Below are 17,209 nucleotides of genomic sequence, written 5' to 3' on the forward strand. Positions count from 1 at the left end.
GGCGGGTGCGGTGGAGACCGTCAAGAGTTCTCCGGGAACCGGGCTGCCCGGACGGCGCGTCCCAGTCGTTGAATTCAGCAGTGAATTCGGGCCACACCATCGGTTCGGGCCACACCATCGGGGGGTCGATCGTGGCCAGTTCACCGGACGCGTCCCCTGCGGGGCAGAGCACGCCGAGCCGCGGCCGCTGGAGGGCGGGGCCCCTGCTCGGGCAGGGAGGCCTCGGGCGCGTCTTCCTCGCGCACGACGGAGCGGGGCGTGCGGCGGCACTGCGGGTGGTGCGCGCGTCCCTCGCCCGTGACCAGGAGTTCCGCAGGCGCTTCGGGTGCGAGGTGCAGGCGATCGCCGCGGTGCGGGGGCCCCGCGTCGCCGCGCTCGTCGACGCCGACCCGTACGCCGAGGCGCCGTGGCTCGCCATGGAGTATGTCGCGGGGCCGACGCTCGCCACGCGGGTACGGGGCCTTGTCGGGCCACTCGGCGGGCCGCTCCCCGTCCCGGAACTGCGGAGGCTGGCGAACGCCCTCGCCGGAGCGCTTGACGACATCCACCGGGCGGGGCTCGTGCACGGCGGCCTCCGGCCCTCGAACGTGCTCCTGGCCGCCGACGGCCCCCGCGTCGTGGACTTCGGCATGGCCGGGTGCGCGGCACGGGCCGGGTACGGGGGGAGGCCGGGGTACACAGCCCCCGAGCTCCGGGCTCACGGCGTGCTCAAGCCACCCGCTGACGTCTTCTCGCTCGGCGCGGTCCTCGCCTTCGCAGCGGCGGGGCGGGGGCCCTTCGACGCCGGGGGCGACGGCCGGGACCTGGCGGGCGTACCGGACCTGGCGGGCGTACCGGAAGAGCTGCTGCCGCTGGTCACCGCCTGTCTCGCCGGGCACCCCACGGCCAGGCCCGCCCCGCGCACCGTCGCGCGCATGGCGGGCCTCCCCCTGCCGGGGAGCCGCCGCCGCTCCCTGACCCTGGCGGGCACCCTGCTCTTGGCCCAACTGGCTGCCGTAACAAGCCCACTTGGTGGACGATGGATGCCACGAACCGTCGAGCGGTGACGGCGAGCGCTGACGTGACGGGTGAGGGTGATGACGGAGAGCGGCGTCCCGGTACGGTGCCCGGTCTGCCGGCGCGATCATGTGTACGCCCCGCCGTCCTACCCCTGCGCGTGCGGCGCCCCCGTGGTGCCGCCGGTGGCACGCGGGGCGACGGTGCTGCCGGTGACGGACCGGACGTGGGCGGACGAGTGGGTGACCGTACGGTGCCGGATGTGCGGCCGCCGCGGCCAGTGGCCGCAACCCGAGCTGGGCTGCGCGTGCGGGGCGGTACTGCGCATTCCGGTGCGCTCGGTACAGGCACCTTCGGGGCCCCCGACGGCTCCGGCTCCACCAGCGGTTCCGGGAGAACCGACGGGTCCGGGGCAACCTGAGACTTCGGGGCGACCTGAGACCCCGGCGGCACCGCCACCGACCGCTCCGACGCCTCCGGCCCCGCCGGCGCACATCCCGCTGCCCCGGACGGCGCCGACGCCCAGGCCCGCCTTCCAGCCGGTGCCGGTCCGCACGGCGCGGGACGCGGTGACGGTGGCGGGGCTGTATCTGCGGTGGCTCGGTTACGCGGAGATACGGGGAGCGGTCAGGCGGGCGCCTTCCGGGGTACGGGTGTCGGCTCGGGGAGTGATCGCCCTGGTCGAGCCGTCTGTGCAGCCGACGTCCCTGCGTGACGTGGAGTGCCTGTGGCTCAGCGCTATGTCCGACTCCGTCGCGTGCGTCTGCTTCTCCCTAGCGGGTTACGAGCAGAGGGCCCGCACACGGGCTGACGCGCTCTCCGTCCCCCTCTTCGTCATCGACCTCACGGGAACACCACAGCCGGTGAACAGCGCGGCGGCGGAACTGATCGCGGCGGGGTGACGGGCGGGTCTCCCGGTCGGGTAACCGCCGCCGGGGGGCCTCGGGTGACCGGGCGGGGACATCGGGCGAGTGACCGGGTCGGGGTGTGCGCCGGGCGACCGGGCAGGCGACCAGGCGGCGCAACGGGCGGGTGTTCGTCGGGTGGCCGGACGGGGGTCCGCCGGGTGGCCGGGTTGGCGTCCGTCGGGTGGCCGGGCGGGGGTCGGTGGCCGGGTAGGCGTCGGCCGGGTGGCGGAGGTTCGCCTCGTGGCATCGGGCCGGTGTCCGTCGGGCGACCGAGCAGGTGACCAGGCAGCGCAACGGTCGGGTGTTCGTCGGGTGCCGGACGGGTGTCCGCCGGATGGCCGGGCGCGCGTCCGCCGGTAGCCGGGCGGGGTTCGCCGAGCGACCAGCCGGGACTGCGCCGGGCGACCGGGTAGGCGTCCGTCGGGTGGCCGGGCGGGGCTCGGTGGCCGGGTAGGCGTCGGCCGGGTGGCGGGGGTTCGCCTCGTGGCATCGGGCCGGTGTCCGTCGGGCGACCGGGCAGGTGACCAGGCAGCGCAACGCTCGGGTGGCCCGACGGGTGTCCGCCCGGTGACCGGGCACGTGCTCCGCCGGTAGCCAGGCGCGGGTTCGCCGAGCGACCAGCCGGGACTGCGCCGGGTGGCCGGGTAGCGTCCGTCGGGTGGCCGGGCGGTGGCGGGGATTCGCCTCGTGGCATCGGGCCGGTGTCCGTCGGGCGACCGGGCAGGTGCCGGACCCGGAAAATCCCGTGGGCGTTGGACGCGAGGGCGCCATACTCACCCCATGTGCATCCGGCCCGCCACGACACGTGATCTCCCCGTCCTTCAGGACATCGAACGCGCCGCGGGTGAGCCCTTTCGCGCTCTCGGCATGGCTGCGGTCGCCGATGACGAACCCCCGGGCATCGCGCTTCTGGAGGAGTTTCGTCGGGCAGGGCGGGCGTGGGTGGCCGGCGACGGGGATGGCAGCCCCGTCGCGTACCTCCTCAGCGAGCCGGTGGACGGCGCGGAGCACGTCGAGCAGGTCTCCGTGCACCCGCGAGCCGCGCGCCACCGCATCGGCGAGGCCTTGATCGAGCACGCCGCCGACCGCGCCCGCGAGGCAGGCAGGGAAGCCCTGACCCTGACCACCTACACGGACGTCCCCTGGAACGCGCCGTACTACGCCCGCATCGGCTTCCGCGTGCTCGCGGAGGCCGAACTCACCCCGGGGCTGCGGAAGATCCGTGCCCACGAGGCCGAGCTCGGCCTCGACCGCTGGCCCCGCGTCGCCATGCGGCGCGAGCTCAGCCCGGGTGGGTTCCAGCCCCGTACCGCTCCCTGAGTTCGATCTTGCGCACCTTCCCCGACACCGTCATGGGGAAGCTCTCCAGGATGCGCAGCCCGGCCGGGATCTTGTAGTGCGCCAGCTGCCCCGTACAGAAGGCCCGCAGCTCCTCCAGCGTCAGCGGATCGTCGGCGTCCCGCGGGATCACGCAGGCCAGCGGCACCTCCCCGTAGCGCTCGTCGGCGACTCCCACCACCTGGACGTCGGCGATCTTCGGGTGGCCGTAGAGGAACTCCTCGATCTCGCGCGGGTAGATGTTCTCGCCGCCCCGGATGATCATGTCCTTGATGCGGCCGACGATCTGGACGTACCCGTCCTCCCGCATGACCGCCAGGTCACCGGTGTGCATCCAGCGCCCGGCGCCGATCACCTCCGCCGTCCGCGACGGCTCGTTCCAGTAGCCGAGCATCACGCTGTAGCCGCGCGTGCACAACTCGCCGGACGCGCCCCGCGGCAGCGTCACGCCGCTGACCGGGTCGACCACCTTCACCTCGATGTGCGGCAGCGCCCGCCCCACCGTGCCGGTCCGCCGCTCCAGGTCGTCCGAGCGGCGCGTCTGCGTCGAGACCGGGGAGGTCTCCGTCATGCCGTAACAGATGGAGACCTCCTCCATGTGCATCTCGGCGACCACCCGCTTCATCACCTCGACCGGGCAGGGCGAGCCCGCCATGATGCCGGTGCGCAGCGAACTCAGGTCGTACGTAGCGAAGTCGGAGAGACTCAGCTCGGCGATGAACATCGTCGGTACGCCGTACAGCGACGTACAGCGCTCGCGCTCCACCGCGTGCAGCGTGGCGACGGGGTCGAAGGACGGCGCGGGGATGACGATGCAGGCGCCGTGGGAGGTGGCGCCCAGATTTCCCATCACCATGCCAAAACAGTGGTAGAAGGGCACGGGCAGGCACACCCGGTCCTGCTCCGTGTAGCCGACCGTCCGGCCCACCCAGTAGCCGTTGTTGAGGATGTTGTGGTGGGAGAGCGTCGCCCCCTTGGGGAAGCCGGTGGTGCCCGAGGTGTACTGGATGTTGATGGCGTCGTCGCAGCTCAACTCCCCCTCACGCACGGCTAGTTCCTCAGACGTGACGGTCAGCGCCGCGTCGAGCAGCACATCCCACGAGCCGTCCCCGACGTAGTGGACGGACCGCAGCTCGGGGCAGCCGGGCCGCACCTGGTCCACGAGCGCCCGGTAGTCGCTCGACTTGTGCGCCTGCGAGGCGACTAGGACCGTGACCCCGGCCTGCTTGAGCACGTACTCCAACTCATGTGCGCGGTATGCGGGGTTGATGTTCACCATGATCGCGCCGATCCGAGCGGTGGCGTACTGCACGAGCACCCACTCGGCACAGTTCACCGCCCAGATGCCGACACGATCGCCCTTGGCGACACCGACGCCCATGAAACCCCGCGCCAACTGCGCGACGGCGTCACCGAATTCGGCGTACGTCCAACGCGTCCCCGCCGCGATGTCCACCAACGCGTCCCGCTCCGGCCAGGTCGCGACGGCCCGGTCGAGGTTCCGCCCGATGGTGTCACCGAGCAGCGGTGTGGAACTCACGCCGTGGGCATAGGAAAGCTCGCTCATCAACGCAGCCGTCTCACTCCTCGACCCACTCCTCGACCCACTCTTCGACCCGCTCACCGGAAGTCCTCCTCGCGGTACTCGGCGTCGGAGCCCGCGGCCGTCGCCTCGCGCAGCTCGATCCGGCGGATCTTGCCGGAGACGGTCTTGGGCAGCGGCCCGAACTCGATGCGGCGCAGCCGCTTGTAGGGGGCGAGGACCGCGCGGGAGTGCTCGAAGAGCAGTTTTGCCGTGTCCGGTCCGGGTTCGTGCCCGGCGACGAGGACGACGTACGCCTTCGGCACCGCGAGCCGCAGCGCGTCCGGGGCGGGCACCACCGCGGCCTCCGCCACCGCCTCGTGCTCCAGGAGCGCGCTCTCCAGCTCGAACGGGGAGATCTTGTAGTCGGAGGCCTTGAAGACGTCGTCGGAGCGGCCCACGTACGTGATGTAGCCGTCGGCGTCGCGGGTGCCGATGTCGCCGGTGCGGTAGTAACCGCCGGCCATCGACTCCGCGGTGCGCTCCGGGTCGCCGTGGTAGCCGGCCATCAGGCCCACCGGGCTCGTGGCGAGGTCGAGGGAGATCTCACCCTCCGCCGCGCCCGGCTCGCCCGTCACCGGGTCGAGGAGTTCCACGACGAAGCCGGGCGTGGGGCGGCCCATCGAGCCCGGCTTCAGCTCCTGTCCGGGCGAGTTGGCGACCTGTACGGCGGTCTCCGTCTGCCCGAAGCCGTCCCGGATCGTGACGCCCCAGTCGCGCCGCACCTGGTCGATGACCTCGGGGTTGAGCGGCTCGCCCGCGGCGATGACCTCGCGCGGCGGTGTCCGCAGCTGGGTCAGGTCGGCCTGGATCAGCATCCGCCACACCGTGGGGGGCGCGCAGAAGCTGGTGACGCCCGCGCGGTCCATCTCGGCCATCAGGCGGCCCGCGTCGAAGCGCGTGTAGTTGTGGATGAAGACCGTCGCCTCCGCGTTCCAGGGCGCGAAGAGGTTCGACCAGGCGTGCTTGGCCCAACCCGGGGACGAGATGTTCAGGTGGACGTCGCCGGGCTTGAGTCCGATCCAGTACATCGTCGCCAAGTGGCCCACCGGGTACGACACATGGGTGTGCTCGACCAGCTTCGGGCGGGCCGTCGTGCCCGAGGTGAAGTACAGCATCAGGGGGTCGTCGGCGCGGGTGACTCCGTCGGGCTCGAAGGTCTCCGGGGCGTCGTCCGCGCCCTCGTACGCGATCCAGCCGGGCACTTCGCCGCCCACCACGACGCGGGTGTAGTCGCCGGGCACGTCGTCGAACTTCAACGCGTCCTCGGGGCGTACGACGACATGCTTGGCCCGCCCGCGGTCGATGCGGTCCCGCAGGTCGACGGGGCCGAGCAGGGGCGTCGCCGGGATGACGACGGCGCGCAGCTTCATCGCGGCGAGGGCGATCTCCCAGAGCTCGACCTGGTTGCCGAGCATCACGAGGACGCGGTCGCCGGCGCGGACGCCCTGGGCGCGCAGCCAGTTGGCGACCTTGTCAGAGCGTGCGGACATGCGTGCGAAGGAGACGCGGGTGGCGGGGCCGTCCTCCTCGACGATGTGCAGCGCGGTCCTGTCGTTGTCCCGGGCGATGACGTCGAACCAGTCGAGCGCCCAGTTGAACCGCTCGGGCCGCGGCCAGGCGAAACCCTCGTACGCGGCCTCGTAGTCCTCCCGATGCCGCAGCAGGAAGTCCCGGGCCGTGCGGAACGGTTCCGTGCCGCTGGTGCCTGCCGTGTCCGTCGTGTCCGTCGTCGTCATCGCGCTCTCCTCGCCGCCGGGGTCATTGCCGGACGCTACGTAACATCGTGTAATTCGTGATGCAGGTCTCACCACCCCCGGATGGGGGTGTCCCGGAGCGAAAGGGCTGAGCGTGACGGCTGACGGAGGCGAGGCGGTCGAGCTGCGGTCCGCGCTGCTGCGGCTGCGGCGCGGAACGGGGCTTCCGGTGGCCTTCGGGGGCCTGGTCGAGGGGCAGCGCCAGGTGCGGATCGGTGAGCTGACGGGCACGGGGACGCGTGCGCTGTGCGGCCTCGCGGTGTCCTCGGGGAACGGGCTCGGCGGCAAGGCGGTCGCGCTCTCGCGCCCCTGTGCGGTGACGGATTACCACGACTCGCGCCACATCAGCCATGAGTACGACAGTGCCGTGGCCGCGGAGGGGCTGCGCTCGGTGCTCGCGGTGCCGGTGGTGGTGCGGCGCAGGGTGCGGGGCGTGCTGTACGGGGCCCTGCGCTCGGCCCAGCCGCTGGGCGACCGGACGCTGTCGGCGGCGGTGGCGGCCGCGCGGGACGTGGAGCAGGCCCTTGTCGTACGGGACGAGGTGCATGCGCTGATCGCGGCGGCGCGGGAGCCGCAGGCGGGTGCCGGGGCCGCCTGGGAGCAGGTCCGCGAGGCGCACGGCGCGCTGCGGGAACTGGCCCCGCGCATCGCCGACGCGGCCCTGCGGGCGGACATCCTGGCGGTGTGCGGCCGGTTGGCCTCGGCCGCGACGGTGCCGCCCGGCCGGGAGCGTGCGGTGCGCCTCGCGCCGCGCGAGGTGGACGTCCTGGCCTGTGTGGCCGGGGGCGCGACGAACGCGGCCACGGCGGAGCGGCTGGGCCTGCGGCCGGAGACCGTGAAGGGGTATCTGCGCTCCGCCATGCGGAAGCTGGGTGCGCATACGCGGCTGGAGGCGGTGGTGGCGGCTCGGAGGGTGGGGGTGTTGCCGTGAGGGGGGGCGGGCTGTTGCTTTGCGGGGGTGCGGTCGAGCGGGGGTGTTGCCGGGCGGCGCTTGCGGCCGTGGGGCGCTGCGGACGTGGGGCGCTGCGGACGTGGGGCGCTGCGGACGTGCGGGGCGCGGACGTGGGGCGCTGCGGACGTGCGGGGCGCGGAGGTGCGGCCGCGCGGGGCGCTCGGGGCTGACGGCTGGCGTGAGCCGGGCGGGTCGCAGCCGTGAGCTGCGGCGGGATCGCCGCCGTGAGTTGCGGTGGGTTGGCGCCGTGCACCGGGGCGATGGGCGCCGTGAACCGACGTGGTTGGCGCCGGGGGCTGCGGTGGGTTGGCGCCGTGGGCTGCGGTAGGTGTCGTGAACCGAGGTGGTTGGCGCCGTGAACCGAGGCCCGTCTGGCCGCCACGGCAGCGGACGGGGTTGCGTGAGGGTTGTTGAATGGCCCTGGAGGGGGTGATGGGCATGGTGTCCACGGACCGGTTTCTCGCTTTTGCGGCCATGTCGCTGCTGGTGATCGTGATCCCGGGGCCGAGCGTCCTGTTCGTGATCGGCCGGGCCCTGGCCCACGGGAGACGCACCGCCGTGGCAACCGCGCTCGGCAACCTCCTCGGGTCGTACGTCCTGGTCGTCGCGGTCGCCTTCGGCGTCGGATCGCTCGTCGAGCGGTCGGCGGCGGTGTTCATGGCGGTGAAGCTGGCGGGCGCCGCCTATCTGGTCTTCCTCGGCGTGCAGGCCTTCCGGCACCGCAAGGAGATGCGGGCCGAGTCGATGGGAGCGGCGGCCCCCGGGGAGGCGCGTACCGACATGCGCACGGTCCTGGACGGCGCACTCGTCGGCGTGACGAACCCGAAGGGCATCGTGTTCTTCGCGGCGGTGCTGCCCCAGTTCGTCGACCACTCGGCAGGCCATCTGCCCGCGCAGATGCTGCTCCTCGGGCTTGTCCCGATCAGCATCGGGCTGGTCACGGACACGCTGTGGGGGCTTACGGCGTCCGGGGCCCGCACCTGGTTCGCGCGCTCGGAGCGACGTCTGTCGATGATCGGCGGGGCCGGGGGCGTCACGATGATCGGGCTCGGCGTGAGCGTCGCGGCGACGGGCAGGGCGGACTGAGCCCTCCGTCGTCCATGGCGCTCACCGCTCGACGACCGTCCCGAAGCGGATGTCGTACGTGGTGGTCGCCCCCTGATACATGGGCCCGCTCAGCAGCCGTTCGGCCTCTTCGGTCAGTTCGTGCCGCTGTGCCTTGGTCAGGGTGCCGAACGGCTCGACGGTGAGGACGCCAGAGCCCTCAGCTTCTCCCGCGCTCTTCCCCGCACCCTTTTCCGTCCCCTCCTCGACACGCCACACACCTGCCAGGAAGCCGTCGACCAGGAAGACGTTGTAGGCGAAGTTTCCCTTCCAGGTGCGGCCCTTGTACTCGGCCGGCACGATCCGGGCGCGGTCCGCGTGGGACAGGAGGAGATTGTCGAACTCGGGCAGGAAACGCACCGGAGCCGGAGTGTCCGCGTCGGGGCGCGGCGCGTCCGGGAGGTCGAAGAGCTCGACGCCGTTCTCGTCGCGGAACGTACGCAGTTGGGGCCTCAGCCGCTCGAAGGTCTCCCGCAGTCGCGTCAGGCCCGCCCAGGTCTGCATGTCCTTGACCGAGGCAGGCCCGAAGGCGGCGAGGTAACGCAGAACGGTCACGTCGGGCGCGGGCACCGGCTCGCTCGGGCGGCCGAGCCAGTGCTCGGCGGTGGTGAGCGCGACCTGCCCGCTGCGCCGCCACAGTCCACGCGGGGTGACCTGGACCAGCGGCAGCGAGCAGCGCGCGGCGACGGCGAGCGACTGCGGGTCGGCGTCGGGCCAGCGGGGCAGCAGGACCTCCCGCAACTGCTTCATCGTCCGGGGCTCCTCCTCGACGGCGGCGCGGGCGAGCGAGGCGAGCTCCCCCAGGTCCACGCCGACCAGGCCCTTGCGGAAGGCGTGCAGCTCGCGGTCGCGCGCGCCTTGCACCAGCGGGCGCAGGGTGAGGGCGTCGTCGGCGGTGTGCAGGTGGATGGTGGAGCGCATGGTGACGATGCGGACGAGCTCGCGCGAGGCGAGGAGCGCGGACAGGCCCTCGGGGTCGAACCCTTCCAGCCGGGCGGCGAGGGCGAAGTAGGGCGGCTTCACGTTCTGTGCCTGGAGGCCGAGGAGGTGCGTGACGGCGCCCTCGACGGAGAGGTCGGCCGAGCGGCGCAGGAGGAGTTGACGGTCGAGGGTGGCGCGGTTGAGGGCGCGCGTGCTGAGTACGGGGGCGGGGTCCTTGGCGGCGGCCTTGACGGCGGCCTTGGCGGCGGCCTTGGTGCGGGCCGCCTTCGAGTGGGCGCCCGACGTCTGCGTGGCCCTCGGGGTACTCGGCGTACTCGGCGTCTTCGTCATGAACCGCACGCTAGCGGGGCTTGCGGACATCTTTGGTCCGCAAGCACGCCGGGCGAGGAAGGAGGACAGGCTCGCGTCTTTTGGGACGTATATCCTGCTTCGAAGCCATCTAGACACACGTTCGACATCGGAGGCAGCCAGCATGGCGGAGCGCCGGCCCCGGCCCGCACCGAACGCGAAGAGGCACGGCTGGCGGTGGACCACCCCGGCCAAGACCTCCTCGGCTGCGGGCAACGGGGGCGCCAAAACCCCCGAGGCCGAGCTCACGCCCCCCTCCCCACCGGAACCCGCGAGCGTCGTCCAGGCCGCGCTCTACCGTGACGGGGTCCGCGTCGCGACGCCCGCAAGCCTCGCCGACACCTTCCGGGAGCTGCGCGAGCAGCAGGACGGCATGGCGTGGATCGGTCTCGCGCGCCCCACGGAGGGTGAACTCCTCACCCTGGCAGCCGAGTTCGACCTGCACGAGCTTGCCGTCGAGGACGCGATGGAGGCCCACCAGCGGCCGAAGCTGGAGCGTTACGGCGAGACCCTCTTCGTCGTCCTGCGCGCGGCCCGCTACCTGGACGCCCCGGAGGAGGTCGACTTCGGCGAGCTGCACGTGTTCGTGGGCCCCGACTTCGTCATCACGGTGCGCCACGGCGCCGCCCCGGACCTGACCGCCGTACGCCACCGCATGGAGGAGAGCCCGGACCTCCTCAAACTCGGCCCCGAGGCGGTCCTGTACGCGATCCTGGACGCGGTGGTCGACGGGTACGCCCCGGTCGTGGCGGGAGTGCAGAACGACATCGACGAGATCGAGACCGAGGTCTTCAGCGGCGACCCGGCGGTCTCGCGCCGCATCTACGAACTCTCCCGCGAAATGGTCGAGTTCCAACGGGCGACCCGCCCCCTGGTGGTCATGCTGCACTCCTTGATGGCGGGCTTCGCGAAGTACCGCACCGACGAGGAACTCCAGCGCTACCTGCGTGACGTCGCCGACCACGTCACACACACCAGCGAACGCGTCGACGGCTTCCGCCAGGCCCTCACCGACATCCTCACGGTCAACTCCACGCTCGTCACACAACAGCAGAACGCGGAAATGCGGGCACTCGCGGAGGCAGGCTTCGAACAGAACGAGGAGATCAAGAAGATCTCCTCCTGGGCGGCCATTCTCTTTGCACCCACGTTGGTGGGAACGATCTACGGGATGAACTTCGACGAGATGCCGGAGCTGCACTGGGCGTTCGGCTATCCGTTCGCGATCCTGCTGATGGCGGCGGTGTGCGTGAGCCTGTACTTCATCTTCAAGCGCAGGGACTGGCTGTAGCAAACAGGCTGCACCGACACGCAAATTCGCGAAGCGAACGTTATCAAGTTCGCCGCTCACCCGCCTCGACCTGCTGCGCTTCCTCGAGCGCGTCCAGGAGCGGGACCTCGCGCGTACTCGCGCGTACCCGCGGGTGGATCGAGGACGAGGAGCGGCGCGAGGCCGAGCGCCTCCGCAGCGAGCAGGCCCGACCGCCGACCGCGTGCCCGCACTGCCGACCGGACACCAAGTTCGGAGTGCTGGACTAGTCCTGCTCTGCGGCCCGGCGCCAGCACCCGCGCCTACGGAACAGGGCTGCCAGCCAGATGCCGAGGCCGATCACGGGAAGCACCACAATCGCCCCGCGCGCGGCTCCAGTTGCTCCTGCCACGAGCAGCGCCCAGAGCACGTCCCATCCGGACGGATCTTCGGCCATGCCTCTCCCCAGGTCGCGGTTGTGATTGCCAGGACCAATGGAGAGCAGCAGCGGTTCCCGTCCCCGCGTGTAGCGCATTCGCGTCGCACCCTGGAGACATGAACGGCGCAACGATCCAGCTAGGGCGCGCACGCCGAGGGCGGGGTCAGTGGATCTCCACTCCGCCCTCGTTCGTGTGCACGGTGACCGTGTGCTTGCCGTCCCGGCTCCAGGGCACGGTGATGTGCGGGGTTCCCGTCTTGCTCTGGGCCTGGATGTAGTAGCCCGCGTGGGACGGCAGAGCCAGGTCGACGCTGCCCTGTTCGGTGGCGACGGCGGTGGAGGTGGGAGCGGACGCGAAAGTGGCACGGACCTCCCCCTGTCGGGTCCTGGCCTCGAAAGCGGCGGGCTTGGCGTCCTTCACTTCGATCTGGCCGCTGGTGGTGTGCAGCACGAGCGGGCCCTGCGGGTTCGTGAGGTGGATGGCACCGGCATCGGTGGTCAGGGCGAGGCGTCCGGTGAGATCGCTTCCGGTGATCTGCCCCTGGCCGGAGTTGACCTCGGCCGCCAGGTCGGCCGGCAGGGTGATGTCCAGGTTCAGGGAGCAGTCGTCGCCGCAGGAGCCGTCGACCGTGGTCGTCTTCCCCGAGGACTTCACCGTCACCTTCGGCGGGTTGTCCGCGTAGTCGCCGGTCGCCGTGACGTGGACCTTGGAGTCATGACCGGCGTGGAGGGTGACACCGCCGCGGGTACCAACACGCAGCAGGGTGCTGGACGCGGCGTTCGCGGTGTGGTCGGAGGAGTACTTCTTGTGTGCGGGAAGGGCACTGGTGACCAGCCAGGCGCCGGTACCCGCGACGACGACAAGTACGGTGAGGCCGACGGCCAGGATCCAGCGGTTCGTGCGCGTTGCCATGTCTTTCAAGCTCCCAAGTAACGTAGAACGGCGAGTACACGGCGGTGTTCGCCGTCTTCCGGGTGCAGCCCGAACTTCGCAAAGATGCTGCGGATGTGTTTCTCGACAGCGGCAGAGCCGATGAACAGCTTCTCGGCGATGCCTGTGTTGGACCGCCCCTCCGCCATCGCGCCCAGCACGTCACGCTCCCGGGGCGAGAGCGTGGCCATGGGGTCCTGCCGGCGGCTGCGAGCAAGCATCTGCTTGACCACCTCAGGGTCGAGGACGGTGTCGCCTGCCCGAACGCGCTGCAGGCCGTCGACGAACTCGTCCGCGTCCGAGACCCGGTCCTTCAGCAGGTAGCCGACGCCGCTGGTGGCGCTCTCGATGAGATCGACGGCGTAGCTCTGTTCGACGTACTGGGACAGTACGAGCACCCCGGTCTCCGGCCAGCGGTTGCGGATGACGAGGGCGGCGCGCAGGCCCTCGTCGACGAAGGTCGGCGGCATCCGTACGTCGACGACGCAAACGTCGGGCCGGTGCTCGGCGACGGAGCGCAGCAGTGCCTCCCCGTCCCCGACGGCGTCGACGACGTCGATGCCGGCCTCCCGCAGGAGCAGGACGATGCCTTGCCGCAACAGGGCGGAGTCTTCGGCGATCACTACACGCATTGCATTTCCACTTCGATCAGTGTCGGTCCACCGGGCGGGCTGGAGACGTGCAGTTGGCCGTCGACGCCGGAGACCCGGTCGGCCAGACCAGCGAGTCCGCCGCCCGGTGATACCTTTGCTCCGCCAATGCCGTCGTCGCCGATGGTCACGGTGAGGCGGCCCTCGGTACGCCCGATACGCACCCAGGCCTTCCGGGACTGAGCGTGCTTGGCGACGTTGGTGAGGGCTTCGGTGACGACGAAGTAGGCGATGCCTTCCACGGTCGTCGACGGCCTGGGTGTCACATCCACGTCGACGTCGACCGGGATCGGCAGCCGGGCGGCCACGGCGGACAGGGCGGCGTCCAGTCCCCGGTCCGTGAGGACGGGCGGGTGTAGTCCGCGGGTGAGGTCGCGCAGTTCGTTGATAGCCTCCTGGGCGCTGGCCCTGGCCTCGTCCACCAGCTCGAGCGCCGCGTCCTGGCCGGAGCCCTTCAGCCGGGAGCGTGCCCGGCCGAGCGTCATCGCCATGGCGACCAGGTGCTGTTGGGCGCCGTCGTGCAGGTCACGTTCGATGCGCCGGCGTTCGGCCTCGGCGGCGTCGACCACGCGTGCCCGGCTCTCCGTCAAGTACTCGACCCGCTGGGCCAGTGACACGTCGCGGGGCAGCGCCAGCAGGGTGCGGGCGATCAGCATGTCGGCGGCGAGCAGCCAGCGCACCACCAGCGGGGCTAGGGTGGCCCACAGCAACAGCGTGACCGCGGAGACCAATATCGCGCTGCCGAGGTCACCGACCGTCATCAGGCCCAACGAAGCCGAGCCGGAGGGCAGCTGGGCATAGTAGGCGGGCAGCAGCACCAGGGCGAGCGGGACGCCCCACACCAGCAGGCTGCCGAGCAGGGTCACAAGCGACCAGGGGGCAAGCACTCCGAAGTAGGCCACCAGGTGCCAGCTCGACCGGCTCCTGGCGAGTGCCGCCGCAGACCCGAGCAGCGGTCCGGACAGCGCAGGGCGCGGCTGCGGGGGGATGTGCACCTCGCAGACGGCGGCCCAGCGTTGGCGTTCGGCCGCGCCGAGCAGGTGCAGCGCCCGGCCCGCGAGTATCACCAGCGGTACGCCGACGAGACCGGCCGGCACCAGGCAGACCGCGGCGCCGAGCGCGGTCAGCACGGCCAGGCCGGCCGCGCCCATCACCGCGTCGGTGGCCAGCTGGATGCTCGCACGCCACAGATAGGGGGACACCAGAGCCCGGTAGGGATTCGGTGGCAGGGCAGGGCCCTGCGGTTGTGCCTTCGGTTGCTCACCGGCGATCACGGGGTCACCCGAATCCGACCGGTGGCCGGCTTCGTGGGTGTCGGCCAGAACCATGCGGCCCTCCTCGACTGACGTTTCCTGATTCCACCGGGACGGTAGCGAGACCGCGGCACCGGCCGATACGAGGACAACCGACGAGTCGGGGGTAGGGATAACCCACCCCCGGTCCGTGGGTGCACGTGACTGACAACGCCACACCCGGTCGGCCAGAGTGATCCGTATGACGAAGCAGCAGACGGCAGTTGAGGGCGACACGCTGATCGCCGACGACCTGCACGAAAGCGACGCCCCGGCCGAACCCACCTCCCGTGAGGAGCTACTCAGGTTCGTCGACCGGTACGGCGATCTGATCGACGACCGCATCGCGGAGATCGTCGACGAGACCGTCGAGGAGGCGATCGCCATCCGTGCGACACGCCGACGGCGGTTGTCCTGGCTACGGCTCTGCGTGGTCGTCGCGGCCCTGTGCGGGGTGTCGGTACTGCTGCGGGAGACTCCGTACGCGGTCGCCGCGACGTGGCTTGCGGGTGCGGTCATCTGCGCTCGCGACTCCGGGAGTTGAGGCACGGAGACGGACGGACGCCGTCGCCGGGCGCGCGCGGGATCACACCGCGGGCCGGAGTTCAGGGCGGCCGGTGAGGATGCCCTGAAAGACGTCGGCAAGGACGTGACTTGGGTCCACGCCGAGTTCCTCGGCGAGCAGTCGACGCCCTTCGTGGTAGACGGCGATGGCCTCGGACTGCCTGCCGCAGCGGTGCAGAGCAAGCATCAACTGGGCCCGCACCCGCTCGTGAAACGGGTATGTGGTGACCATTTTGAGCAGTTCGGGCACCAGGTCGGTGTGGACCCCGAGCGCGAGATACGCCTCGATACGGCCCTCCAGAGCGGCCATTTTGGCTTCTTCGAAACTGGCGGACTCCTCGCTGAGGAGGTGTTCCGTGCCGTCCGTGAACACGTTTCCCCGAAACAGGGAGAGTGCGTCGCTGAGATACTTCGCCGCCATGCGGAAGCGACGCTCCGCGAGCGCGTCACGCCCCGTTCGCGAAAGGCGCGTGAAGACTTTCCAATCACACCAGGCATCGCCGACGGACATCGCATAACCATGCCCTTGACGCGTTATCGAAACATGGCCGTCCAGCGATTTACGTAGGCGTGAAATGTAGGTGTATACCTGTGCGTCACAGGTCTTCGGTGGCCGGTCCCGCCAGAGCAGGTATCCGAGCCTGGAATCGGTCACGACCTGGCCTTCGGCCATAAGGAGCGCTGCCAGCACGGTCTTGGGCTTGGTCCCACCGAGCTGTATTGCGTCCCCGTTCAACAGGGCATCTATCGGCCCCAGGATGCGAAATTCAATCGTATCCATTGTTATTACCCCCTGGTGCATTCCATGTGCAGGGCGTTGCACCGCTAAGCATGGTACATGAAAGCGCAGGTCACACGCAGGTCGCACGCCGTGAGTTCGGTATTGAACTAACTAAGAGTAATTGGCCGCGCCCAGGGGGACTCATTGCTTTCTCTTTGCATTTCGACCGGAACCTGGAGCACGCAAAAGCCCTCACGGAAATCCGTCGAACGACAGAAAAGCACGGGCCGCACCGAAAGTGCCTCGGTGCGGCCCGTGCCATGTCGGGGGTGAGGGCGCGGTCAGGTGCCGCCGAGTCGCGGATCTACCGTGATCTTGGCGTGTCGTCCCCCTCCGGACAGCTCGGCCACGGCGTCGGCCAAGCCGTCGAGCCCGGTGCGGCCGGTGATGACGACGCCCGCATCGATCCGGCCGTCCGCGATGTCCCGCAGGGTCTGCCGGTACTCCGCCGGGCTGCCGCCGAACGAGCCGCGGATGTTCAGCTCCTTGTGTGCGACCACTCCGGGGTCGACGGTGTCGGGCCGCAGACACACGCCGACCACGACGACGGTGGAGCCGGCCGGAGCGCCCCGCACCACCTGGTCGAGCATGCCTGGCGCACCCACGCACTCGAACAGCACGGCGTCACGGACCTTCAGCCCCCGGTACTCGGCGGCCATTCGGTCCATCGTGCCGGTGACCACACCGAGCGAACTCCAGCGGTCGTACGGCGACTCGACCGCGGGGTCGATCAGCACGTCCGCGCCAAGACGTTCGGCGAGCTCCCGTCGCTCGGCCGAGAAGTCGACGGCGACCACGGGCCCGTGCCCCTGCGCCTTCAGTACGGCGACGACACCGAGGCCGATGGGGCCGAGTCCGAGGACGACCGCCACATCGCCCGAGGCCATGCCCGAGCGCCGGACCGCGCGCGCCGCGACGGAGAAGGGTTCCGTCAGGGCGGCGACCTCCGCCGGTACTCCGCCCGGCACCGCCATCGTGAACGCCTCCGGCAGGATCATGTACTCGCCGAAGCCGCCGGGGAACGCCGGTGTGTAACCGATGATCCCGGAGCCCTGCGGGCCGAACCCGATCGGCGGTCCGCACACCGTCGTGCCGACCGGCAGCGCGCGCACGGTGCCAGGGCCGTAGTCCACGATCTCGCCGGCGAACTCGTGGCCGAGCACGATGCCTTCGCGGATGTCGTGCGGGGTTCCGCCCGTGCGGCGCATGATGTCCATGAACGCCTCCGGGTCGTCGAGCGCGTGCAGGTCCGACCCACAGATGCCGCAGGCCATGGTGCGCACGAGGACCTGACCGGCCTGCGGTACGGGATCGGGCACCTCCTCGACGACGAGGGCTCCGTCACGGGTGATCGCGGCGCGCATGGGCGTACTCCT

At 70.9% G+C, this 17,209-nt stretch carries 16 protein-coding genes; 7 read left to right on the forward strand and 9 right to left on the reverse strand.

Annotated features, from left to right (window positions below):
- Positions 1-80: 80 nt before the first annotated feature.
- The 3 genes from ACZ5U5_RS28535 (at position 81) to ACZ5U5_RS28545 (ending at position 3,224) form a co-directional block, all read left to right on the forward strand.
- Complete coding sequence (locus ACZ5U5_RS28535) at positions 81-1,046, forward strand: serine/threonine-protein kinase (protein WP_469027028.1); 966 nt, start codon at positions 81-83, stop codon at positions 1,044-1,046.
- 492 nt (positions 1,047-1,538) lie between these two features.
- Complete coding sequence (locus ACZ5U5_RS28540; protein ID WP_469027030.1) at positions 1,539-1,898, forward strand: hypothetical protein; 360 nt, start codon at positions 1,539-1,541, stop codon at positions 1,896-1,898.
- Positions 1,899-2,684: 786 nt separating this feature from the next.
- Complete coding sequence (locus ACZ5U5_RS28545) at positions 2,685-3,224, forward strand: GNAT family N-acetyltransferase (RefSeq protein ID WP_469027032.1); 540 nt, start codon at positions 2,685-2,687, stop codon at positions 3,222-3,224.
- Here ACZ5U5_RS28545 and ACZ5U5_RS28550 read toward each other — a convergent pair.
- Both ACZ5U5_RS28550 and ACZ5U5_RS28555 read right to left on the reverse strand, forming a co-directional pair.
- On the reverse strand, positions 3,187-4,809 hold the full coding sequence (locus ACZ5U5_RS28550; protein WP_469027035.1) for an AMP-binding protein: 1,623 nt from the start codon (positions 4,807-4,809) through the stop codon (positions 3,187-3,189). The genes ACZ5U5_RS28545 and ACZ5U5_RS28550 overlap by 38 nt on opposite strands.
- A 53-nt stretch (positions 4,810-4,862) precedes the next feature.
- Positions 4,863-6,563, reverse strand: a complete 1,701-nt coding sequence (locus ACZ5U5_RS28555; protein WP_469027037.1) for an AMP-binding protein — start codon at positions 6,561-6,563, stop codon at positions 4,863-4,865.
- A 112-nt stretch (positions 6,564-6,675) separates the two neighbouring features.
- Between ACZ5U5_RS28555 and ACZ5U5_RS28560 the strand changes: the two genes are divergently transcribed.
- A complete protein-coding gene (locus ACZ5U5_RS28560; RefSeq protein ID WP_469027040.1) occupies positions 6,676-7,512 on the forward strand; it encodes a LuxR C-terminal-related transcriptional regulator in 837 nt (278 codons plus the stop codon).
- A gap of 459 nt (positions 7,513-7,971) precedes the next feature.
- A complete protein-coding gene (locus tag ACZ5U5_RS28565; protein ID WP_469027135.1) occupies positions 7,972-8,619 on the forward strand; it encodes a LysE family translocator in 648 nt (215 codons plus the stop codon).
- Between the two features lie 21 nt (positions 8,620-8,640).
- On the opposite strand, the gene ACZ5U5_RS28570 is transcribed toward ACZ5U5_RS28565, so the two are convergent.
- Positions 8,641-9,909 carry a winged helix DNA-binding domain-containing protein gene (locus ACZ5U5_RS28570; protein WP_469027042.1) on the reverse strand — a complete coding sequence of 423 codons (1,269 nt, stop codon included), beginning with the start codon at positions 9,907-9,909 and terminating at the stop codon, positions 8,641-8,643.
- Positions 9,910-10,051: 142 nt separating this feature from the next.
- Between ACZ5U5_RS28570 and ACZ5U5_RS28575 the strand changes: the two genes are divergently transcribed.
- Positions 10,052-11,218 (forward strand): magnesium and cobalt transport protein CorA, encoded by a 1,167-nt coding sequence (locus ACZ5U5_RS28575; RefSeq protein ID WP_469027044.1) that lies wholly within the window; start codon positions 10,052-10,054, stop codon positions 11,216-11,218.
- Positions 11,219-11,462: 244 nt separating this feature from the next.
- Here ACZ5U5_RS28575 and ACZ5U5_RS28580 read toward each other — a convergent pair whose 3' ends face one another.
- From ACZ5U5_RS28580 to ACZ5U5_RS28595, 4 genes are all read right to left on the reverse strand, one after another.
- Positions 11,463-11,633, reverse strand: coding sequence for a hypothetical protein (locus tag ACZ5U5_RS28580; RefSeq protein ID WP_469027046.1), 171 nt, complete (start codon positions 11,631-11,633; stop codon positions 11,463-11,465).
- Between the two features lie 145 nt (positions 11,634-11,778).
- A complete protein-coding gene (locus ACZ5U5_RS28585; protein ID WP_469027049.1) occupies positions 11,779-12,528 on the reverse strand; it encodes a DUF4097 family beta strand repeat-containing protein in 750 nt (249 codons plus the stop codon).
- Positions 12,529-12,533: 5 nt separating this feature from the next.
- Positions 12,534-13,178 (reverse strand): response regulator transcription factor, encoded by a 645-nt coding sequence (locus tag ACZ5U5_RS28590; RefSeq protein WP_467687941.1) that lies wholly within the window; start codon positions 13,176-13,178, stop codon positions 12,534-12,536.
- Positions 13,169-14,524, reverse strand: coding sequence for a sensor histidine kinase (locus ACZ5U5_RS28595; protein WP_469027051.1), 1,356 nt, complete (start codon positions 14,522-14,524; stop codon positions 13,169-13,171). The genes ACZ5U5_RS28590 and ACZ5U5_RS28595 overlap by 10 nt, the downstream gene beginning before the upstream one ends.
- Before the next feature lie 166 nt (positions 14,525-14,690).
- On the opposite strand from ACZ5U5_RS28595, the gene ACZ5U5_RS28600 reads away from it, so the two are divergent.
- The gene (locus tag ACZ5U5_RS28600) at positions 14,691-15,032 is read left to right on the forward strand and encodes a hypothetical protein (RefSeq protein WP_469027053.1); all 342 of its coding nucleotides are present in this window, start codon (positions 14,691-14,693) and stop codon (positions 15,030-15,032) included.
- Between the two features lie 42 nt (positions 15,033-15,074).
- On the opposite strand, the gene ACZ5U5_RS28605 is transcribed toward ACZ5U5_RS28600, so the two are convergent.
- Together ACZ5U5_RS28605 and ACZ5U5_RS28610 are read right to left on the reverse strand one after the other, a co-directional pair.
- On the reverse strand, positions 15,075-15,833 hold the full coding sequence (locus ACZ5U5_RS28605) for an AfsR/SARP family transcriptional regulator (protein WP_469027056.1): 759 nt from the start codon (positions 15,831-15,833) through the stop codon (positions 15,075-15,077).
- Between the two features lie 281 nt (positions 15,834-16,114).
- Positions 16,115-17,197 carry a zinc-binding dehydrogenase gene (locus tag ACZ5U5_RS28610; RefSeq protein ID WP_469027058.1) on the reverse strand — a complete coding sequence of 361 codons (1,083 nt, stop codon included), beginning with the start codon at positions 17,195-17,197 and terminating at the stop codon, positions 16,115-16,117.
- Between the last annotated feature and the right edge of the window lie 12 nt (positions 17,198-17,209).

This window comes from Streptomyces sp. NPDC033177 (assembly GCF_055577715.1).

Excerpts from the sequence above, each read along its gene's own strand:
- ACZ5U5_RS28595 (WP_469027051.1), bottom strand. The coding sequence starts at position 14,524 with ATGGTTCTGGCCGACACCCACGAAGCCGGCCACCGGTCGGATTCGGGT.
- ACZ5U5_RS28600 (WP_469027053.1), top strand. The coding sequence starts at position 14,691 with ATGACGAAGCAGCAGACGGCAGTTGAGGGCGACACGCTGATCGCCGAC.
- ACZ5U5_RS28590 (WP_467687941.1), bottom strand. The coding sequence starts at position 13,178 with ATGCGTGTAGTGATCGCCGAAGACTCCGCCCTGTTGCGGCAAGGCATC.
- ACZ5U5_RS28565 (WP_469027135.1), top strand. The coding sequence starts at position 7,972 with ATGGTGTCCACGGACCGGTTTCTCGCTTTTGCGGCCATGTCGCTGCTG.
- ACZ5U5_RS28570 (WP_469027042.1), bottom strand. The coding sequence starts at position 9,909 with ATGACGAAGACGCCGAGTACGCCGAGTACCCCGAGGGCCACGCAGACG.
- ACZ5U5_RS28585 (WP_469027049.1), bottom strand. The coding sequence starts at position 12,528 with ATGGCAACGCGCACGAACCGCTGGATCCTGGCCGTCGGCCTCACCGTA.
- ACZ5U5_RS28550 (WP_469027035.1), bottom strand. The coding sequence starts at position 4,809 with ATGAGCGAGCTTTCCTATGCCCACGGCGTGAGTTCCACACCGCTGCTC.
- ACZ5U5_RS28580 (WP_469027046.1), bottom strand. The coding sequence starts at position 11,633 with ATGGCCGAAGATCCGTCCGGATGGGACGTGCTCTGGGCGCTGCTCGTG.
- ACZ5U5_RS28610 (WP_469027058.1), bottom strand. The coding sequence starts at position 17,197 with ATGCGCGCCGCGATCACCCGTGACGGAGCCCTCGTCGTCGAGGAGGTG.
- ACZ5U5_RS28555 (WP_469027037.1), bottom strand. The coding sequence starts at position 6,563 with ATGACGACGACGGACACGACGGACACGGCAGGCACCAGCGGCACGGAA.
- ACZ5U5_RS28575 (WP_469027044.1), top strand. The coding sequence starts at position 10,052 with ATGGCGGAGCGCCGGCCCCGGCCCGCACCGAACGCGAAGAGGCACGGC.
- ACZ5U5_RS28605 (WP_469027056.1), bottom strand. The coding sequence starts at position 15,833 with ATGGATACGATTGAATTTCGCATCCTGGGGCCGATAGATGCCCTGTTG.
- ACZ5U5_RS28545 (WP_469027032.1), top strand. The coding sequence starts at position 2,685 with ATGTGCATCCGGCCCGCCACGACACGTGATCTCCCCGTCCTTCAGGAC.